This is a genomic window from Saccharothrix hoggarensis (genome assembly GCF_052936025.1).
Window position 1 is genome coordinate 7,116,262 of the sequence record NZ_CP193624.1, and the last position, 17,719, is coordinate 7,133,980.

Annotated in this window: 20 protein-coding genes and 1 tRNA gene; 10 read left to right on the plus strand and 11 right to left on the minus strand. The window is 71.6% G+C overall.

Features of this window, described 5'->3' with window-relative positions; all coding sequences use genetic code 11:
- Positions 1-12: 12 nt before the first annotated feature.
- On the plus strand, positions 13-825 hold the full coding sequence (locus tag ACRAKH_RS32330) for a GNAT family N-acetyltransferase (protein ID WP_380723555.1): 813 nt from the start codon (positions 13-15) through the stop codon (positions 823-825).
- Positions 826-837: 12 nt separating this feature from the next.
- On the opposite strand, the gene ACRAKH_RS32335 is transcribed toward ACRAKH_RS32330, so the two are convergent.
- On the minus strand, positions 838-1,383 hold the full coding sequence (locus tag ACRAKH_RS32335; RefSeq protein WP_380723554.1) for a hypothetical protein: 546 nt from the start codon (positions 1,381-1,383) through the stop codon (positions 838-840).
- A 269-nt stretch (positions 1,384-1,652) separates the two neighbouring features.
- Between ACRAKH_RS32335 and ACRAKH_RS32340 the strand changes: the two genes are divergently transcribed.
- Positions 1,653-1,895, plus strand: coding sequence for a hypothetical protein (locus ACRAKH_RS32340; RefSeq protein WP_380723553.1), 243 nt, complete (start codon positions 1,653-1,655; stop codon positions 1,893-1,895).
- Positions 1,896-1,985: 90 nt separating this feature from the next.
- Here the strand turns inward: ACRAKH_RS32340 and ACRAKH_RS32345 are convergent, their stop codons facing one another.
- Together ACRAKH_RS32345 and ACRAKH_RS32350 are read right to left on the minus strand one after the other, a co-directional pair.
- Positions 1,986-2,912: an HNH endonuclease gene (locus tag ACRAKH_RS32345; RefSeq protein WP_380723552.1), complete on the minus strand. Its 927-nt coding sequence runs from the start codon at positions 2,910-2,912 to the stop codon at positions 1,986-1,988.
- 89 nt (positions 2,913-3,001) lie between these two features.
- Positions 3,002-3,082 (minus strand) — tRNA-Tyr (locus tag ACRAKH_RS32350).
- Between the two features lie 122 nt (positions 3,083-3,204).
- Between ACRAKH_RS32350 and ACRAKH_RS32355 the strand changes: the two genes are divergently transcribed.
- Both ACRAKH_RS32355 and rfbA read left to right on the plus strand, forming a co-directional pair.
- On the plus strand, positions 3,205-3,696 hold the full coding sequence (locus ACRAKH_RS32355; protein WP_380723551.1) for a YajQ family cyclic di-GMP-binding protein: 492 nt from the start codon (positions 3,205-3,207) through the stop codon (positions 3,694-3,696).
- A complete protein-coding gene (rfbA, locus tag ACRAKH_RS32360) occupies positions 3,693-4,565 on the plus strand; it encodes a glucose-1-phosphate thymidylyltransferase RfbA (RefSeq protein WP_380723550.1) in 873 nt (290 codons plus the stop codon). Before ACRAKH_RS32355 ends, rfbA begins: the two co-directional genes overlap by 4 nt.
- Before the next feature lie 66 nt (positions 4,566-4,631).
- Here the strand turns inward: rfbA and htpX are convergent, their stop codons facing one another.
- The 4 genes from htpX to ACRAKH_RS32380 are packed head-to-tail and all read right to left on the minus strand — an operon-like array spanning position 4,632 to position 7,011.
- Positions 4,632-5,495: a zinc metalloprotease HtpX gene (gene htpX / locus ACRAKH_RS32365; protein WP_380723549.1), complete on the minus strand. Its 864-nt coding sequence runs from the start codon at positions 5,493-5,495 to the stop codon at positions 4,632-4,634.
- 19 nt (positions 5,496-5,514) lie between these two features.
- Positions 5,515-5,991, minus strand: coding sequence for a 4Fe-4S binding protein (locus tag ACRAKH_RS32370; protein WP_380723548.1), 477 nt, complete (start codon positions 5,989-5,991; stop codon positions 5,515-5,517).
- Positions 5,984-6,595 carry an NADH-quinone oxidoreductase subunit C gene (locus tag ACRAKH_RS32375; RefSeq protein ID WP_380723547.1) on the minus strand — a complete coding sequence of 204 codons (612 nt, stop codon included), beginning with the start codon at positions 6,593-6,595 and terminating at the stop codon, positions 5,984-5,986. Before ACRAKH_RS32375 ends, ACRAKH_RS32370 begins: the two co-directional genes overlap by 8 nt.
- Complete coding sequence (locus ACRAKH_RS32380) at positions 6,592-7,011, minus strand: NADH-quinone oxidoreductase subunit B (RefSeq protein WP_380723546.1); 420 nt, start codon at positions 7,009-7,011, stop codon at positions 6,592-6,594. Before ACRAKH_RS32380 ends, ACRAKH_RS32375 begins: the two co-directional genes overlap by 4 nt.
- Positions 7,012-7,254: 243 nt before the next feature.
- Here ACRAKH_RS32380 and ACRAKH_RS32385 point away from each other — a divergent pair, with 243 nt between their 5' ends.
- Complete coding sequence (locus tag ACRAKH_RS32385; RefSeq protein WP_380723545.1) at positions 7,255-8,292, plus strand: LysR family transcriptional regulator; 1,038 nt, start codon at positions 7,255-7,257, stop codon at positions 8,290-8,292.
- Here the strand turns inward: ACRAKH_RS32385 and ACRAKH_RS32390 are convergent.
- Both ACRAKH_RS32390 and ACRAKH_RS32395 read right to left on the minus strand, forming a co-directional pair.
- Positions 8,289-8,438 (minus strand): hypothetical protein, encoded by a 150-nt coding sequence (locus ACRAKH_RS32390; protein ID WP_380723544.1) that lies wholly within the window; start codon positions 8,436-8,438, stop codon positions 8,289-8,291. The genes ACRAKH_RS32385 and ACRAKH_RS32390 overlap by 4 nt on opposite strands.
- Positions 8,439-8,695: 257 nt before the next feature.
- Positions 8,696-9,469 (minus strand): DUF6597 domain-containing transcriptional factor, encoded by a 774-nt coding sequence (locus ACRAKH_RS32395; RefSeq protein WP_380723543.1) that lies wholly within the window; start codon positions 9,467-9,469, stop codon positions 8,696-8,698.
- 62 nt (positions 9,470-9,531) lie between these two features.
- On the opposite strand from ACRAKH_RS32395, the gene ACRAKH_RS32400 reads away from it, so the two are divergent.
- A complete protein-coding gene (locus tag ACRAKH_RS32400) occupies positions 9,532-10,101 on the plus strand; it encodes a TIGR03086 family metal-binding protein (RefSeq protein ID WP_380723542.1) in 570 nt (189 codons plus the stop codon).
- 116 nt (positions 10,102-10,217) lie between these two features.
- Here ACRAKH_RS32400 and ddaH read toward each other — a convergent pair whose 3' ends face one another.
- Positions 10,218-11,096, minus strand: coding sequence for a dimethylargininase (gene ddaH / locus ACRAKH_RS32405; protein WP_380723541.1), 879 nt, complete (start codon positions 11,094-11,096; stop codon positions 10,218-10,220).
- Between the two features lie 75 nt (positions 11,097-11,171).
- Between ddaH and ACRAKH_RS32410 the strand changes: the two genes are divergently transcribed.
- The 4 genes from ACRAKH_RS32410 (at position 11,172) to ACRAKH_RS32425 (ending at position 15,556) form a co-directional block, all read left to right on the plus strand.
- Positions 11,172-11,612: an Lrp/AsnC family transcriptional regulator gene (locus ACRAKH_RS32410; RefSeq protein ID WP_380723540.1), complete on the plus strand. Its 441-nt coding sequence runs from the start codon at positions 11,172-11,174 to the stop codon at positions 11,610-11,612.
- 10 nt (positions 11,613-11,622) lie between these two features.
- Positions 11,623-12,384 (plus strand): enoyl-CoA hydratase, encoded by a 762-nt coding sequence (locus ACRAKH_RS32415; RefSeq protein WP_380723539.1) that lies wholly within the window; start codon positions 11,623-11,625, stop codon positions 12,382-12,384.
- 218 nt (positions 12,385-12,602) lie between these two features.
- Positions 12,603-14,504 (plus strand): 2-oxoacid:acceptor oxidoreductase subunit alpha, encoded by a 1,902-nt coding sequence (locus tag ACRAKH_RS32420; RefSeq protein WP_447009496.1) that lies wholly within the window; start codon positions 12,603-12,605, stop codon positions 14,502-14,504.
- Complete coding sequence (locus ACRAKH_RS32425) at positions 14,501-15,556, plus strand: 2-oxoacid:ferredoxin oxidoreductase subunit beta (protein ID WP_447009497.1); 1,056 nt, start codon at positions 14,501-14,503, stop codon at positions 15,554-15,556. Before ACRAKH_RS32420 ends, ACRAKH_RS32425 begins: the two co-directional genes overlap by 4 nt.
- Before the next feature lie 88 nt (positions 15,557-15,644).
- Here ACRAKH_RS32425 and ACRAKH_RS32430 read toward each other — a convergent pair whose 3' ends face one another.
- The gene (locus ACRAKH_RS32430; RefSeq protein WP_447009498.1) at positions 15,645-17,717 is read right to left on the minus strand and encodes a sunset domain-containing protein; all 2,073 of its coding nucleotides are present in this window, start codon (positions 17,715-17,717) and stop codon (positions 15,645-15,647) included.
- Positions 17,718-17,719 lie beyond the last annotated feature (2 nt).

Sequence of the window (17,719 nt, forward strand, 5' to 3'; positions counted from 1 at the left end):
TAGGTTCAGGTCGTGGACCCGTTGCTGCCCGACGCGTTGCTGCCCCACTTCCCGACCGTGGACGACCCGTACGCGTTCGCCGAGCTGCCCGAGGACTCCCTGGGCGCCACGTGGGGCGCGTTGCGCACGCACTCCCTGACCTGGCACCCGCACGCCGACCTCGACGACCAGCTGCGGCACTGGGCGCTGACCGGGACCGACGACCATGAGACGGCCGCGGTGGTGACCGTGCCCAGCCGTGCCGTGACGGCCGCCGAGGTGCTCGTGCGGCACGGCTTCGCGCCCCTGCTGGTGGTCGCCGCACGCCTGCCCGGGCGCGGCCGCGACGGCGGTTCGACGGCCAAGATCCGGGCGATGACGGAGGCGGACGTCGACGTCGCCGTGGAGCTGAACCTGGAGACCGTGCGGTTCGACGGCCGGTTCGGCATGGTCAACGCCCGGCCGTCCACCGCGGCGCGGCTGCGCGAGCACATCGCGTCGCTGCTCGACCGGGACGAGCCCTGCGCGTGGCTCGCCGAGCACGAGGGCGAGGTCGTCGGCTGCCTGTACTACGACCTGCCGGGTCACTCGGACTGGATCGCCGGGCGGACGTCCGTGCGGCCCGTGGCGTACATCGGGCTGCTGGGCGTGCGGGAGGACGCGCGGGGCGGCGGGATCGGCGCGGCCCTGGCCGACCACGCGCACGACCGGCTGGACGCGGCGGGCGTGGGCGTGACCCTGCTGCACCACGCCCTGCCGAACCCGCTGTCCACCCCGTTCTGGTACTCCCACGGCTACCGGCCGCTGTGGACGACCTGGCAGCGCCGCCCGGCCCGCCGTTCGTGAGCGGTCGCGCGGTCAGGCGTCGACGAGCTGCTTCTCGACGGGCCGTGCGTCCGGCCGCGGTCCCGTCCTGATCTCCTCCAGCACGCGCCGGGCCTCCGTGGCGGCGACGTGCTGCGCCGCGCCGCTGCCGATCGCGTCCCGCAGCGCCAGCCACACCGCGGCCTCGTCCTCCCCGACCGCGGTGAGCAGGTCGCGCTGCTCGGGGTAGGGGTGCAGGGCGATCTTCTCGGTGTGCGCCCGCAACGCGGCCAGGACGGCCTTCGGCACCTCGCCCGTGGAGGCGACCCGGTCCAGCTTCGCGGCGAGGTCGACCGAGGCCAGTTCGGACAGCGACAGCGGGCCGAAGTTCAGCACGGCGTTGAGGCCGTACTCCAGGTCGTCGGCGGCGTGGAGCAGTTCGCGCGTGGCGCTGGCCGTGCCGGTGGCGGTGGCCGTGTCGGTGGTCGTGGCGGCGCGGCGGGCTTGGGCGGACGAGCGACGCCGTCCCGGGAACCGGACGACCAGGCCGAGGGCGACGCCGGTCGCGAGGGCCGTGAGGGCGATGAGGAGTTCGCTCATGTGATCCAGTCTCGGTGCCGGGGGCGGCGGTGCCCGGCGAACGGGCGGCAGCGGGTCGATCGGAGCGCCGACCGGTCGCGGGTAGTTCGGTTGGGCTGAACAGCGCAACCGGTCGGCGTGGCGACGTGGACCGAACGGCGTCGGAGGGGAGAGTGGTGGCCGGTGCGTCCACCCGAGTGAAGTGCTGCGGGAGGGGTACTCGAAGTACAGGTCCGGACCTCCTACAAGACGAGGAAGCAGGTATGGCCAAGACGGGCGAGGGGGTCGCCATGACCGTTGTGAAGGAGTTGTCCGGACGCGCGAAAGCCATGCTCCGCGCCGTAGCCGCAGGTCGGGCCCAGTTGACCGGGGGACGTGAGCCGGACCTGTACGTGGACGGGCTGCCGTGCTGCGACCAGATGGCCACGCACGACCTCGTGCGCGCGGGGCTGTTGCGGGCGCGCCGAGCCGTGCGGCTGGACGAGCGCGCGGACGCGGAGCTGACGGACGAGGGAAGAGCCGCGATCGCTTAACCCTCGAACATGCGTTCGATATGGGTTATGCTGCATCGCGAGGCCGGCACGCAAGCGAGAGGAAGCGCTTGCGCGTCGGCCTCACCTACGTCAGCGCCAGGTGGCGGCCGCCGCGGTGAAGTGCTGGCGCACCGCGTCGAGGTCCACTCCGGCCAACGACGTGGGCCGGCCTTCCAACTGCGCGTACATCGGGTACACCCGCAACGCCGGCGCCAGGCAGACCTGCTTGCTCGACGGGTTCACCGCCATCATCCCGCGGTCGAACAACGAGTGGACGTCCGCGCGGAGCAGGATGCCCGCGTCGGTGCTGTGGTCCACGTGCACCGCGAACTGCCGCAGGTGCGCCGCCTCCAGCGCCTCCTTCGGGCACGGACCCGTGATCGCGCAGACCTCACCGTCCCGCTGGAGCAGTGCGGCGCGGAACGCCTGCTGCCCGGTGCGCACGCGGACCAGCTCAACGCGGTGCCCGGCGGGCAACTCCGACGAGGGTGACGGAGGCGTGCTCGACGGCGGCAGCGGCACCGCCAGTTCGGCGAGCAGGTCCACGACGCGGTTCGGGTCGAGCGGGCTGATCGACTGCTGCTTGGACTGGTTCAAGGCGATCGCGCGCAGGCGCTCGACGGTCACCCCGGGCAGTTCGCGCCACGTGCTGCCGTAGTGGGCGGTGTACCGCGTGATGGGCACCTGCACCGCTTCGGGAGTATCGAACTTCGTCCGGCACTTCTGGCACAGGAACGCCGGGCTCGCCACGGCCCGCTTCTTGAACTTCGTGCGCTTGCAGGCCGGGCAGACGAGCCGCATCTTCTCCAGCCCGTCCTGGACCTCGATGCCCTCCACCCGGGCCACACCGAGCGCGACCTCGCGGTTCCGCAGGACGACCACGTGCCCTTCGCGGACCTTGTCGGCGTACGTGACGGTGGAGTCGAACACGTAGGTCGAGCCGAGGACGTCGGCGTATCCGGTGTTGCCCTGGAAGTGCCTGTACTCACCGACCGACAACAAAGACCAAGCCCGCACAACCCCTCCCCGGGTCGAGGACCATCCCCCTGAGACGAGAAAGCCCCCGTGACCTGTTCTGACCGGTCACGGGGGTCTTCTCGGTGATGTGGCGGGTAGAGGATTCGAACCTCTGTAGCTTTCGCGACGGATTTACAGTCCGCTCCCATTGGCCGCTCGGGCAACCCGCCCCGCCCCCGGTGGCGCCGGGTGCGGTGGAGACAATACATAAGCCCGTGGGGGCATGCGCAACCGGGTTCCCCGGTAGGCTTCCCGGCGGTTCCAGACACACTGACGCGGAGGTACCGGGCACGTGGCAGACCCGTCGTTCGACGTGGTGAGCAAGGTCGACCGCCAGGAAGTCGACAACGCGCTCAACCAGGCCGCCAAGGAGCTGAGCACGCGGTTCGACTTCCGCGGCACGGGGACGCAGGTGTCCTGGTCGGGCGAGGAGGCGATCACCTTCCAGTCCGAGACCGAGGAGCGCTGCCGCGCCGCGATCGACGTCTTCCAGGAGAAGCTGGTCAAGCGCGGCATCTCGATGAAGGCCTTCGAGATCGGCGACCCGGCCCTCTCCGGCAAGGTCTTCAAGGTGACCGGCACGGTCGTGCAGGGCATCTCCAGCGAGAAGGCCAAGGAGATCGCGAAGAAGGTCCGCGAGGAGGCCCCGAAGGGCGTGCAGGCGCAGATCCAGGGCGACCAGCTGCGCATCTCGGGCAAGAAGAAGGACCACCTGCAGGACGTCATCGCCCTGCTCAAGAACTCCGACTTCGGTATCGCGCTCCAGTTCACCAACTACCGGTGAAGGGCATCGTCCTCGCGGGTGGCAGCGGCACCCGCCTGCACCCCATCACGCAGGCGGTGTCGAAGCAGCTCCTGCCGGTGTACGACAAGCCGATGGTGTACTACCCGCTGTCGGTGCTGATGCTGGCGGGCGTGCGCGAGGTGCTGCTCATCTCGACGCCGGTGGACCTGCCGCTGTTCCGCCGCCTCCTCGGCGACGGCTCCCAGTTCGGGCTGGAGATCTCCTACGCCGAGCAGGCGCACCCGAACGGGCTCGCGGAGGCGTTCGTCATCGGCGCGGACTTCGTCGGCGAGGACGACGTGTCGCTGGTCCTGGGCGACAACATCTTCTACGGCCAGGGCTTCTCGAAGCTCCTCCAGCACCACGCGGCCACACTGGACGGCTGCGTGCTGTTCGGCTACCCGGTGAAGGACCCGGAGCGGTACGGCGTGGGCGAGGTGGACGCGGACGGCAGGCTCGTCGGGATCGAGGAGAAGCCCGCGCGGCCGCGGTCGAACAAGGCCATCACCGGCCTGTACTTCTACGACAACCAGGTCGTGGACATCGCCCGGACGCTGAAGCCGTCGTCGCGGGGCGAGCTGGAGATCACCGACGTCAACCTGACCTACCTGCGGGAAGGTCGGGCGCAGCTGGTGGACCTGGGCCGCGGTTTCGCGTGGCTGGACACCGGCACGCACGACTCCATGCTGGAGGCGGGTCAGTTCGTGCAGGTGCTGGAGCACCGGCAGGGCGTGCGCATCGCGTGCCTGGAGGAGATCGCGCTGCGGATGGGGTTCATCAGCGCGGACGAGTGCTACGCGTTGGGCGAGAAGCTGGCCAAGTCCGGCTACGGTCAGTACGTGATGAACGTCGCACAAGAGGTGCGGTAGGCGTCGGCGGTAGCTGTCGGCGGTAGGCGTCGGACGCGTCAGTGCTCGCGGGCCGGGTCTTCCCCGTCAGTGCTTGCGGGCCAGGGCTTCCAGCCGGCGCACGCGGTCCGCGATCGGCGGGTGGGTGGAGAAGAGCCTGGCCAGGCCCTCCCCCGCCCGGAACGGGTTCGCGATCATCAGGTGCGACTGGGCGACGACGGCCGGTTCGGGGGCCAGCGGCGCGGCGCCCGTGCCGAGTTCGAGCTTCCGCAGCGCCGAGGCCAGCGCCAGCGGGTCGCCCGTCAGCTCGGCGCCGGACTCGTCGGCCTGGTACTCGCGGGACCGGCTGACGGCCAGCTGCACGATGGCCGCGGCGATCGGGCCGAGCACGGCGATGAGCAGCACGGCGAACGGGTTGGGGCGGTCCTCGTCGTCACCGGCGCCGAAGACGCCCGCGAAGACGGCCAGGTTCGCCAGCGCGCTGACCGCGCTCGCCAAGGCGCCCGCCACGCACGAGATGAGGATGTCGCGGTTGTAGACGTGTGACAGCTCGTGCCCGAGCACGGCGCGCAGCTCGCGCTCGTCGAGCAGTTCGAGGATGCCGGTGGTGCAGCAGACGGCGGCGTTGCGCGGGTTGCGGCCGGTGGCGAACGCGTTCGGCGCGACGGTGGGGCTGATGTAGAGGCGCGGCATGGGCTGCCGTGCGGTCATGGCCAGCTCGCGCACGATCCGGTACATCGCGGGCTGCTCGACCTCGGAGACCGGTCGGGCCCGCATGGCGCGCAGCGCGAGCTTGTCGGAGTTGACGTACGCGTAGGCGTTGACGCCCAGTGCCAGCACCAGGCCGATGACCAGGGCGGTTCGCCCGAACAGCGAGCTGATCGCCACGATCAGGCCGCTCATGGCACCGAGCAGCAACGCGGTCTTCAGCGCGTTGTAGTGCTTGTGCACGTCGTCGCCTCCGGCTGTCCTACTTCCCCTCCCTCAACGCGCCCGGCCGGCGAGGGGTTCCGGCGCCGGGGCGCGCCGGGCGTGTGGCGGTGGTCTCCGGGGCGGGTTCGGCGCCCGCGTCGAGCGGCGGCGGTGGCGGCACGTGCGAGACCCACGTGCCCAGCACGTCCCGTTCGTGGACGAGTTCGGCGACGGCGCCGTCACCGGCCAGGTCGCCCGTGCCGGGGTAGGAGAAGTCGGGCGCCCAGTGCAGGGCGTCGAACGGGCACGCCTCCACGCAGATCCCGCAGTACAGGCACTGGCCGTAGTCGATGGCGAACCGGTCCAGCACGTTGCGGGCCCGCGGCCGGGCTGAGCCGGGCTGCTCCTCGACCTCGGTGTGGGAGTCGATGTGGATGCACCAGTCGGGGCACTCGCGGGCGCAGATCATGCACACCGTGCAGTTGGCCTCCAGCAGCGCGATGACGCCGCGGGTGCGCGGGGGCAGGTCAGCCACGGGGTTCCTCCGTCGGACTGTCGGCTGGGTGGTCGGCCGCGGCGGGCGTCTCGCGGCGCGGGCCCCACGACGGGTCGGGGACGCCGGGCGGGGCGGCGCGCCTGCGGCTGGGGGCGGACGTGCCGTCCTCGCCCGGTTCGAGCCGGCCGGGCCACGGCCGCACCACGCGGGAGGCCAGCACGAAGTCCTTGCGCAGCGGATGGCCGCCGAAGCCGTCCGGGAGGAGCAGGTGGGCCGGCTGGCCGTCGGCGAGCGCGATGCCGAACATCTCGGCGGCCTCGCGCTCGTGCCACGCCGCGCCCGCCCACAGGCCGGCCACGCTCGGCAGCACGTCGTCCGGGCCGAGCTCGGCGCGCAGCAGCACGCCGTCCTTGGTGTCCGGGTGCAGGACGTGCAGGAGCACGGCGTGCCGTTGGCCGACGGCGCCCGGACGTCCCGCGTCCTCCACGCCGAGCCAGTCGAACTGCGTGCAGCCGAGGCCGTGGGCGTGGCGGGCGGCGTCGAGCCACCCGTCCACCGGCACGTGGGCCGTGGTCTGCCCGAACGCGGTCTTCACGAGCGCGTCGGGGATGCGGGAGGCGAGGGCCTCGGAGGCGGCGCTCACGACACGAGCCGGTGCAGCGCGGCGAGGCCGTCGAGCAGGGCCTCGGGACGGGGCGGGCAGCCGGGCACGGCGACGTGCACGGGCAGCACCTGGTCGATGCCCTTGGTGACGCTGTAGGAGTCCCAGTAGGGGCCGCCGGTGTTGCTGCACGCGCCCACGGACAGCACGTACCGGGGTTCCGGCATCTCCTCGTACGTGGCGACGACCGCGGGCAGCATGGCGTCGGTGACCGTGCCGGAGACGACGAGCACGTGCGCTTCTCCCGCCGCGTGCACCGTGTCGACGCCGAGGGCGGCGAGGTGTTCCGGGCGGTGGCCCTCGAGCGCGGCCATGACCTCCACGCCGCAGCAGGCGAGGCCGAGGTCGAGCACGGTGACCCGGTACGTCGTGCCCCAGTCCAAGGTGGAAACCGTCACCCACGTGAGGTTAATACGTGGGGGCCCGCCGGGCTGCTGCCCGGCGGGCCCCCAACCCCCCATTACCCCCCACGATTGCTCCCGCGCGAACTCTCACGTGGTTGCGCCAGAAGTCTCTTACGGATCGCGTATACCTGTCCAGGGAAATCCGACAAGATCTTCGGATAATTTCATGACGAAGTGCGGTCAAGTTCAGTACAACTAATCGGTAGAACATCACGACCCGACCCGAGAGGCCCCTGCATGTCGACCTCGGCCCAACTGCTCCTGCCCGCGGGCAACCAGCTCAGCAGGCTCCTGCACACCTCGCCGTTGCTGATGGACACCACGTTGGACCAGCTCAGGACGTTGATCGCGGTGTACGAGACGCGGTCGGCCCTGCGCGCGGCCCGGGTGCTCGGTCGCGAGCAGTCCAGCGTGCAGAAGCAGATCGACACGCTCAACCGCAACTTCAAGTCGTTGTGCGGCGAGCCGCTCGTCGTCAAGCAGGGCCGGGGAAAAGACGTGCTGATCACACCGACCGGCGAGGCGTTGGTCGAATTGGCGCGCACCACGTTGACCAAGTGGCTCGATTCGATTCACGAGTGCCGGCGCAAGCTCGGCACGACGGTCACCGTGGGCACGACGCGGTTCATGCTCGACGCGCTGGCCAAGGCGTGGCACCACGTGGCGGACGACTTCCGGCGGCGGGACGTGGAGCTGAAGGTCGTGCACATCCGCACGAAGGACATCTGGTCGAGCCTCGAGTCGAAGGAGGTCGACATCGTGTGCGGGAGCGTCGTGACGCACGCGGGCCGGCGCAGCGGGTTCGACGACTTCGACGTGATCGAGTGGCGGCGGGGCGGGTTGGCGCTGCTCACGAACCTGCCGGAGAGCCGGCTCGGCGCGAGCGTGGGCACCGGGGAGCTGCCGAAGCTGCCGCTGGTCGTGCCGGGTGACGGGCTGATCGCCGAATTCCTGCGCGGCTGGTTCGGATCGGACTACCGGAACGAATTGGACATCGCGGCAGAAATCGACGAAATCCAGTACGGGATGTCGCTGCTGCGGTCCGGGCTCGTGGAGGGCTGCATGATCGTCACGTCCGGCCTGGGCGTGGTGGCCGCGAACAACGAGCTGCGCGAGGGGTCGGGCCTGCGGGTCGTCGAGCTGAAGAACGACCGGAAGCCGCAGCTGGAGCGCTTGGTCGGGGTCTTCGCCCGCAAGGAGGAGCGGGCGAAGTTCCCGGCCGACCACCCGTTGAACCTGCTGTGGGCGGCGTTCCAGCGCGAGGTGGCCGACTAGCGCTCCCCGCGCCGCCGCTCGGCTTGGCGCACCAGCCACTCCAGACCGGTCAGCTGCTTCGGGACCTGCGGCTTCGGCCGTTCCACGGGCACCTCCTGCTCCTGCGGCGGTTGCGGCGACGGGCGCTGGGCGTCGAGGTCGTTCATGGCGCGCTCCCTACCTTGGTCGACAGCGAGTGCCGTCGATCGGAGCACCGTGGAGGGCCACGCCGCTAGGAAGATCATCCCTCTGGGTGACACCCCCGTGCTGTCGTGGGCGCGAGCGGAACGTTCGGGGCCGCTGCCGCGTTGATCCACGTCGACCACGCGGCCACGACGCTCGGCACGGCGTTCGCGGGACCGCACGGCGAGCCGCGGACCGCACGGCGAGCCGCGGGACGGCACGGCGTTCGCGTGGGGCCTTCTCAGGCGCCGTCCGGCGGCGAGTAGCGCTCGGCGTACCGGGTGGGCGTCTCGCCGAACATGGCGGTGAAGTCGCGGACGAAGTGCGGCTGGTCGGCGTACCCCAGGTCGGCGGCGAGGACGGCCCAGTCGATCCGGCCGCCCGCCTCCATCCGCGCCGTCACCTCGCGCAGGCGGTAGCGGCGGATGACCCACTTCGGGCCGACGCCCACGTGCTCGGCGAACAGGCGTTGCAGGCGGCGGACGCTCGTGCCGACCTCGTCGGCCAACACGTCCACCCTGGTCATCCGCGGGTCGTCGACGATCAGGTCCACGACCTCCGTCGCGGTGCGCGCCGCGGGGTCGGGCTCCGGCAGGTTGCGGCGGAGCCAGTCCTCGACGGCCGCCACGTCGTCGCCCTCGGGCAGGCCGGTGAACAGCGACGACACGGGGACGGACCGGTCGGTGAGGGACTGGACCGGCGCCTTCAGGAACGGCCGGAACGCGCCGGGGCGGAAGGCGATGCCGAACACGCGGCCCGTGCCGTCGAGCTGTTTGAAGACGTGGCCGCTGGACACCCCGTGCGCCTCGGCGGCGCCGTCGCCGAACGTCACGTGCACGTTCGGGTAGGGGACGACCAGCTGGCGGTACGGCCGGTCGTAGTCCCACTCCACGACCCAGTACCGCGCCACGTGCGCGGCCAGGTCGGGCGACGGCTGGTGGAACTCGTGGCGCTGGTGCCGATGCCACGCGAGCTCTCGCTCGTCCCTCCGGTCACGCCCCGCGCCCACCCTCACGCGCCCGAGCGTATGTCGCGTTTGTTCAATACACCCGCCGCGGGTGTTCGTACGGTGGCGGCATGTCCCGTGAGCAGTTGATCAACTCAGCCGTGGCGACCGCGCTGGAGGTCGTCGACAACGTCGAGCCGGACCAGCTGGGCGCGCCGACGCCGTGCCCCGACTGGAACGTCCGGCAACTCGTCAACCACCTGCTGTTCTGGGGCCCGTCCCTCGCCGGCGCCGCGCGGAAGGAGCCCGTGCCGCCGCCGGCGGAGTCCGAGGCGGACGTGGACCTCACGACGGGCGACTGGGCCGCCGCCCTGGCCACCGGGCTGAAGTCCACCGCCGCCGCGTGGAGCGAGCCGGAGGCGTGGACCGGCACGACGTCGGTGGGCAGCCCGCAGCAGCTGCCGGCCACCATGATCGGCGCGATGGTGCTCGGCGAGACCGTCGTCCACACCTGGGACCTGGCCCGCGCCACCGGCCAGTCGCCCACGTGGGACCGCGAGCTGCTGGAGTTCGTCCACGCGGACCTGGTCGAAACGGCCGCGATGGGCCGTGAGATGGGTCTCTACGGCCCGGAGGTCCCCGTCCCGTCCGATGCGCCGCTGATCGACCGCGTCCTCGGCCTGACCGGCCGCACGCCGTAGCGCGGGCGTTCCCACCACGTGCCGGTGGTGACCGTCCACGTGGACGCGACCGGACTTCGGCGCCGGTCAGCCGGACCCACCGGGCTGACCGGCGCCGAAGGCGACAGGAGTTCCGGTCAGTCCCGCAGTTCCATCGTGCAGCACTTGGGGCCGCCGCCGGACTTGCGCAGCTCCGAGATGTCCACGAAGACGGGGTCGAAGCCGCGCCGTGCCACCTGGTCCGCCAGGTCGGTGGCCTCGACGGGCAGGACGACGTGGCGGCCGTCGGAGACCGCGTTGAGGCCCAGGCAGGCCGCGTCGGTCCCGGTCGCGATCACGGCGTCCGGGAACAGGCGGCGGAGGACTTTTTGGCTGCCCGGCGAGAAGGCGTCCGGGTAGTACGCGACCAGGTCGTCGGCCAGGACGAAGAGCGCGACGTCGAGGTGGTAGTAGCGCGGGTCGGTGAGCTGGAGGGAGATCACCGGGACGCCGAGCACCTCCTGTGCCTCGGAGTGGGCCAGCGGGTCGGTGCGGAAACCGGTGCCCGCGAGCAGGTACTTGCCGGTCCAGGTGAAGTCGCCCTCGGCCTCGTTGGTGCGCTCGGGCATGACGACGGACCGGTAGCCGTTGGTGAGGAACCAGCGGCGGAAGTGGTCGGCTTCCGCGGCGCGCTGGGGCGCCCGGAAGCGCGAGCCGAGGACCTGGCCGTCGATCACGGTGCCGGAGTTGGCCGAGAACACCATGTCGGGCAGGCCGGGCTGCGGCTCGATCACCTCGACCTGGTGGCCGAGTCGCTCGTACGTCTCCTTCAGGGCCGTCCACTGCTCCATCGCGAGGGACGTGCTGATCGGTTGCGTGGGGTCCATCCACGGGTTGATCGAGTACTCCACGGTGAAGTACGCGGGCGGGCACATCAGGTACCGACGGGTGGTCGGCACGCGCACCTGCGCGGCGGGCGTGGCGACGTCGAGCACGATCGGCTCGTCACCGGGGCCCGCGAAGGAAACCGAGGTCATGGATCGAAATGTAGATGGCCATCTGACCCGCGAACAACGCCGCTATATTGCGTCTGTTAGGGCAGAATGTTGCGTGTGGACACGATCGACCAGCGAATCATTTCGCGTCTGATGGCCAACGCCCGTTCGAGCTACGCCGACATCGGCAAGGAGGTCGGCCTGTCGGCGCCCGCGGTGAAGCGACGGGTCGACAAACTGCTGGACACGGGCGTGCTGCGCGGCTTCACGGCGGTCGTCGACCCGGAGCAGCTGGGGTGGGGCACGGAGGCGTTCGTGGAGGTGCACTGCCGCGGCAACGTGGCCCCGCACGACATCCAGCAACGCCTGGAGTCGATGGCCGAGGTCCGTGCCGCCTACACCGTCTCCGGCGCGGCGGACGCGATCGTGCACCTGCGCGCGGCGAACATCCACCACCTGGAGACCGCGCTGGAACGGCTGCGCGCCGTCGAGATCATCGACCGCACGGTCTCCACCGTCGTGCTGTCCCGACTCCTCGACCGCCCACCGGCCCCCTAGAGTCGCGCGCATGGCCGAGGTGCTCCTGGAACGCTCCGACCGCGTGGCGGTCGTCACCGTGCACGACCCCGAGCGGCGCAACGCGCTCACGTTCGACCTGTCCGACCAGCTCGTCGCGGCCGTCAAGGCGTGCGAGGACGACGGGGACGTCAACGCGGTCGTGGTGACGGGCACGCCGCCCGCGTTCTGCGCGGGCGCGGACCTCACGGCGCTGGGCGAGGCGCGGGAAGAGGGCCTGCGGCGCATCTACGCGGGCTTCCTCGCGGTCGCGCACTGCGCGCTGCCCACGATCGCGGCCGTCGGCGGCGCGGCGGTCGGCGCGGGCCTCAACCTGGCGCTGGCGTGCGACGTGCGGGTCGTCAACGCGAAGGCCCGGTTCGACGCGCGGTTCCTCCAGCTCGGCATCCACCCCGGCGGCGGGATGACGTGGATGCTGCAACGCCTGGTCGGACCGCAGACGGCGACCGCGATGACGCTGTTCGGCCAGGTTTTGGACGCCGACGCGGCGGTATCCCACGGCCTGGCCTGGGAACGGGTCGACGGCGGACACGACGAGCTGGTGGCCTCGGCAGTCGAACTGGCGCGACCTTCGGCCGAAGCGTCGCGGGACCTGGTCCGCACCATCAGGGCGTCGATGCGCACCACCGCGGACCTCGCCGACCACGCTCAGGCCGTGGACGCGGAGCTGAGGCCTCAGGTGGCCTCGATCGGAACACCAGAGTTCCAGGCCAAGCTCGCGGCCATGAAGGCGAGGATCAGCAGCCGCGAATGACCTGGACAGGGGCGCGCACTACATGTAACTTTCGGTAACAGTTACCGGCCGGTACGGGCCGGTTGCCGTCCTGTGGACGACCTGCGCACCAGGTGGGACGAAGCGTCCCGCAGAGTGGTACGGCGGAAACCGGCACGGGGACGGGCACGACTACCCTCGCGGAGGGGGAGGGGCATCAGCCCCGGCAGCGGGTGTGAGGAAAGGGATCGGCGTAGGACATGACTACCGACGTTGGTAACGACGCCGCGCCAGGTGATTCTCCGGAGAAGACCGGCACGGTCCGCAAGCTCGACCGCGTGGTGATCCGGTTCGCCGGTGACTCCGGTGACGGCATGCAGCTCACGGGCGACCGGTTCACGTCGGAGGCGGCCGCGTTCGGCAACGACCTCGCGACCCAGCCGAACTTCCCGGCCGAGATCCGGGCGCCTCAGGGCACCCTGCCGGGTGTGTCGAGCTTCCAGCTGCACTTCGCGGACTACGACATCCTCACCCCCGGTGACCGGCCGGACGTGCTCGTGGCGATGAACCCGGCCGCGTTGAAGGCGAACATCGACGACCTGCCCAAGGGCGGGATCCTGATCGTCAACACCGACGAGTTCAGCAAGCGCAACCTGGTCAAGGTCGGCTACGCGGCCGACCCGCTGGAGGACAACACCCTCACCGAGACCTACCAGGTGCACAAGGTCGCGATGGCCACGCTGACCATCGGCGCGCTGGAGGGCACCGGGCTGGGCAAGAAGGACGCGGAACGGGCGAAGAACATGTTCGCCCTGGGCCTGTTGTCGTGGATGTACCACCGGCCGACCGAGGGCACCGAGCGGTTCCTGCGGGAGAAGTTCGCCCGCAAACCCGAGATCGCCGAGGCCAACGTGCTGGCGTTCCGGGCGGGCTGGAACTACGGCGAGACCACCGAGTCCTTCGCCGTCACCTACGAGGTCGCCCCGGCCAGGCTGGCCCCGGGCACCTACCGGCAGATCACCGGGAACACGGCGTTGGCGTACGGGATCGTGGCGGCGGGGCAGCGGTCCGGGCTGCCGGTGGTGCTGGGCACCTACCCGATCACGCCCGCGTCGGACATCCTGCACGAGCTGTCCCGGCACAAGAACTTCGGCATCACCACGCTGCAGGCCGAGGACGAGATCGCCGGCATCGGCGCGGCCCTGGGCGCCTCCTACGGCGGCGCCCTCGGCGTGACCTCCACCTCCGGGCCCGGTATCGCGTTGAAGTCGGAGACGATCGGGTTGGCGGTGATGACCGAGCTGCCGCTGATCGTGATCGACGTGCAGCGCGGCGGCCCGTCCACCGGCCTGCCCACCAAGACCGAGCAGGCCGACCTGCTGCAGGCCATGTTCGGCCGCAACGGCGAGTCCCCCGTCGCCGTGGTCGCGCCGCGCTCGCCGTCGGACTGCTTCGACGCCGCGATGGAGGCCGCCCGGATCGCGCTGGTCTACCGCACCCCGGTGCTGCTGCTGTCCGACGGCGCGATCGCCAACGGCTCCGAGCCGTGGCTGATCCCCGACGTGGAGGACCTGCCCGACCTGTCGGTGGGCTTCGCCACCGAACCCAACGCCCCCGACGGCACGTTCTGGCCCTACCTGCGCGACCCCGAGACCCTCGCGCGGCCGTGGGCGGTGCCGGGCACCGCCGGGCTGCAGCACCGCGTCGGCGGGCTGGAGAAGGCCGACGGCACCGGCAACATCTCCTACGACCCCGCCAACCACGACCACATGGTCCGCCTGCGCCAACGCAAGATCGACGGCATCACCGTTCCCGACGTCGAGGTCGACGACCCCACCGGCGACGCCCGCGTCCTCGTCGTCGGCTGGGGATCGTCGTACGGGCCGATCGGCGCGGCGGCGAGGCGGGTGCGGAAGCTGGGGATGCCGGTGGCGCACGCGCACCTGCGCCACCTCAACCCCTTCCCGAAGAATCTGGGCGAGGTGTTGGCCCGCTACGAGCGGGTCGTGGTGCCGGAGATGAACCTCGGCCAGCTCGCGCTGCTGCTGCGCGCCAAATACCTCGTCGACGCCATCAGCCACACCAAGGTCCAGGGCCTGCCGTTCAAGGCCGAGGAACTGCAGGACGTGCTCGTCGACGTGATCAAGGGAGTGTCGGAATGACCGCGACCGATCTCGGGCTGCCGGCCCTGGGAGGCCTGGTCGGCGTGCCCACCGCGGACCAACCCCAGAAGGCCAAGGACTACAAGTCCGACCAGGAAGTCCGCTGGTGCCCCGGCTGCGGCGACTACGTCGTCCTCAACGCCGTGCAGTCCTTCCTGCCCACCCTCGGCCTCAAACGCGAGAACATCGTGTTCGTCTCCGGGATCGGCTGCTCCTCCCGCTTCCCGTACTACATGAACACCTACGGCATGCACTCCATCCACGGCCGCGCCCCCGCCATCGCCACCGGCCTGGCCGTCGCACGACCGGACCTGTCGGTGTGGGTCGTCACCGGCGACGGCGACGCCCTGTCCATCGGCGGCAACCACCTCATCCACACCCTGCGCCGCAACGTCAACCTCAAGATCCTGCTGTTCAACAACCGCATCTACGGGCTGACCAAGGGCCAGTACTCCCCCACCAGCGAAGAGGGCAAGATCACCAAGTCGACCCCCCACGGGTCGCTGGACCACCCCTTCAACCCCGTCTCCCTCGCCCTGGGCGCCGAGGCCACCTTCGTCGGCCGCGCCCTGGACTCCGACCGCGCCGGCCTCACCGAGGTCCTGCGACAAGCCGCCGAACACCGCGGCTCCGCCCTGGTCGAGATCTACCAGAACTGCCCCATCTTCAACGACGGCGCCTTCGACGTCCTCAAAGACGACGACGAGGCCGCCCGCCGCATCATCAACGTCACCCACGGCCAACCCATCACCTTCGGCGGCGGCGACCACGCCGTCGTCCGCGACGGATTCGGCCTCGCCGTCGCCAACACCGCCGACGTCAACCCCGACGACATCGTCGTCCACGACGCCACCGACCTCAACCTCGCCTTCGCCCTGTCCCGCCTGTCCACCCAGGACCTCCAACACACCGTCACCGGCGTGTTCCGCAACACCGCACGCACCACCTACGACGACGCCGCACGCGCACAGGTCGACCAGGCGAAGGCCGCGAAGCCCGCCGACCTCGGCGCGCTGCTGCACGGCAAGGACACGTGGACCGTGGTCGGCTGACGCCCGACAGGTCCCGCCGAACAACGGAGGACCCCTGTTCCGCCTCCCGGAACAGGGGTCCTCTCGCTTTCCCTCCCCGGGGAAGTCGTTACGGCGCTTGGCGGAAGCCCGCCTTCTCCGCGTCCGCCGTGGTGCGGAACCACACGTCCGCGCGGGTCTCGCGGAAGTTCGCCGACTCGTTGGTGAAGTAGCGGCGGCCGGTCAAGGTCGCCTTGACCTGGAACTCCGGCGCGGGCGCCTTGCCGTCGGACTTCGGCAGCACCGAGCCGGGGCCGAACGGCGAGCGCGGGTTGAAGCCCTCCTGCTGGCCCTGGTAGCGGGTCGTGCCGGGGGCGGGCCTGCCGCCGGTGCTCGGGCTGAACCCGACCGGGCGCGGGCGCACCGGACGCGCCGCCGCCGGCGGCGGGGTGGTCGGCTTCGGCGCGAGCGGGGCGGGCGACGGCGTGCGCGGCGTGCCCGCCTGGCGGGTGGGGCGCTGCGGCAGGCCGGCGCCGGTCATCGGCACGGGGTTGCCCGCCAGGAGCTCGGGCGCGAGCGTGGGCACGAACGGCTGGTCGTTGCCCACGGGGCGGGGCGCCGGGCGGGGCCGTTCGGGCTCCGGCTCCAGCACCTCGTCGTCGGGCAGCGGCTCGAAGAGGCTGCGCGGGCGTGCCGGCTCGTCCTTCTTCACCTCGGCGGGCTTCGCCTGGCCCGGCTTCGGCTGGGCGGGCTTGGGCTCGGCCGGCTTGCCCTCGGCGGGCTTCGACTCGGGCTGCGACTCGGACGCCTTGGGCTCGGCCGGCTCGGCGTCGGCAGGCTTGGCGTCGGCAGGCTCGGCGTCGGCAGGGGCTTCGGCGGAGCCGGTCGCGGCGGCGTGGAACTCGACGGGCTGGAACTCGTCGGAACGGGCCTGGGCCGGCTGCGGCTCGGGAAGCCGCGGCGCGGGCGGCTGGAAGCCGGTGGGCTGCGACTCCTCGGAACGCGACTGCGACGGCTGCGACGGCTCCGACTCGGTCCGCGACGGCGGGAAGCCCGCGGGCCGGGGCTCGCTCGACCAGCTCTCGGTCGGCTGGAAGCCGGTGGGGCGGCCCTCCGCCGGCGCGGGGCGCGTCACCTCGGGCTCGGTCGCCACGGCGGGCTCGGCGTCCGCCGGTTCGGGCGCGCGCGACCGGCGGCGGGACCCCGGCTCGCCGACCTCCGGGCGGGACTCGACCGGCGCGGGCTCGACGACGGCACGGATGACGTCGGTCCGCGGCCCCTCCTCCTCGCGCGCGGCGCGGGAGGCGTCGACGTCCACGGGCGCGAAGTGGCCCGTCAGGTCGTGCGCGGGCCAGACCTGCGGGTCCTCGGCACGCCGCTGCTCGTCGTCCACCTCGGCGATGGCCTGCGCCAGCGCGGTGGCCGGGATGAGCGCCGTCTCCTCGGCGGACGCGGGCCGGCGCTCCGGCTCGTCCTCCTCCACGTGACCGCTCGGGACCTCGTCCTCGTCGTAGACCTCGCGGACCGGCTCCTCCCGCCACACCTCGCGCGGGTGGAAGACCTCGACCTCGGGCGGCGCGGTCGGCTCGTCCTGCGGCGGCGCGACCTCCGCCACCGGCACGGCCGGCATGAGGCGGGTCTCCTCGACGGGCAGCTCCGGCTCCTCGTCCGGCACGTACTGGCGGCCCCGGGACGCGGGCTCGTGGCCGTCGCGGTCGTCGGTCTCCGGCGCCAGGCGCTCGAACAGGCTGCGCGGGCGGTCCACGTCGGGCTCCGGGGCGTCGTGCCGCTCCTCGAAGTCCGACAGGGGGCGGTGCTCGTCGTCCAGCTCGTCCTGGTACGCGTCGCGCTGGTCGAGCTTCATGTTGGACACGTCGTAGCGCACGGGCTCGGCCGCGGCCTCGTGGCGCGGGCGCTCGGGCGTCTCCTGGCGCGAGGGCGTGAGCGCCTCGTCCGCCGGCGACCGGGGCGGGTCGACGTGCCAGCTGTCGAACTCGTCCGGCTGCTCCGGCGACCGGGACGTGGCCGGCGACGACCCCGAGGACGACCCCGAGGACGTGGGCCGCGGCGAGGTGAGGAGGCGTTCCTCCAGGTCTTCCAGCTCCCGCTTGGCCGGGCGCACCATGACCAGCCAGGTCAGTGCGACGCCTGCCACGAAGGACAGCAGGCTCCACAGCCACACCTGCCCGAAGAGCGAACTCACGG

What these genes read in the sequence shown, in the direction of transcription:
- ACRAKH_RS32335 (WP_380723554.1), bottom strand. Translation starts at nt 1,383, where the DNA reads ATGAGCGAACTCCTCATCGCCCTCACGGCCCTCGCGACCGGCGTCGCC.
- ACRAKH_RS32340 (WP_380723553.1), top strand. Translation starts at nt 1,653, where the DNA reads ATGACCGTTGTGAAGGAGTTGTCCGGACGCGCGAAAGCCATGCTCCGC.
- ACRAKH_RS32385 (WP_380723545.1), top strand. Translation starts at nt 7,255, where the DNA reads ATGTCGACCTCGGCCCAACTGCTCCTGCCCGCGGGCAACCAGCTCAGC.
- ACRAKH_RS32390 (WP_380723544.1), bottom strand. Translation starts at nt 8,438, where the DNA reads ATGAACGACCTCGACGCCCAGCGCCCGTCGCCGCAACCGCCGCAGGAG.
- ACRAKH_RS32400 (WP_380723542.1), top strand. Translation starts at nt 9,532, where the DNA reads ATGTCCCGTGAGCAGTTGATCAACTCAGCCGTGGCGACCGCGCTGGAG.
- ddaH (WP_380723541.1), bottom strand. Translation starts at nt 11,096, where the DNA reads ATGACCTCGGTTTCCTTCGCGGGCCCCGGTGACGAGCCGATCGTGCTC.
- ACRAKH_RS32415 (WP_380723539.1), top strand. Translation starts at nt 11,623, where the DNA reads ATGGCCGAGGTGCTCCTGGAACGCTCCGACCGCGTGGCGGTCGTCACC.
- ACRAKH_RS32420 (WP_447009496.1), top strand. Translation starts at nt 12,603, where the DNA reads ATGACTACCGACGTTGGTAACGACGCCGCGCCAGGTGATTCTCCGGAG.
- ACRAKH_RS32425 (WP_447009497.1), top strand. Translation starts at nt 14,501, where the DNA reads ATGACCGCGACCGATCTCGGGCTGCCGGCCCTGGGAGGCCTGGTCGGC.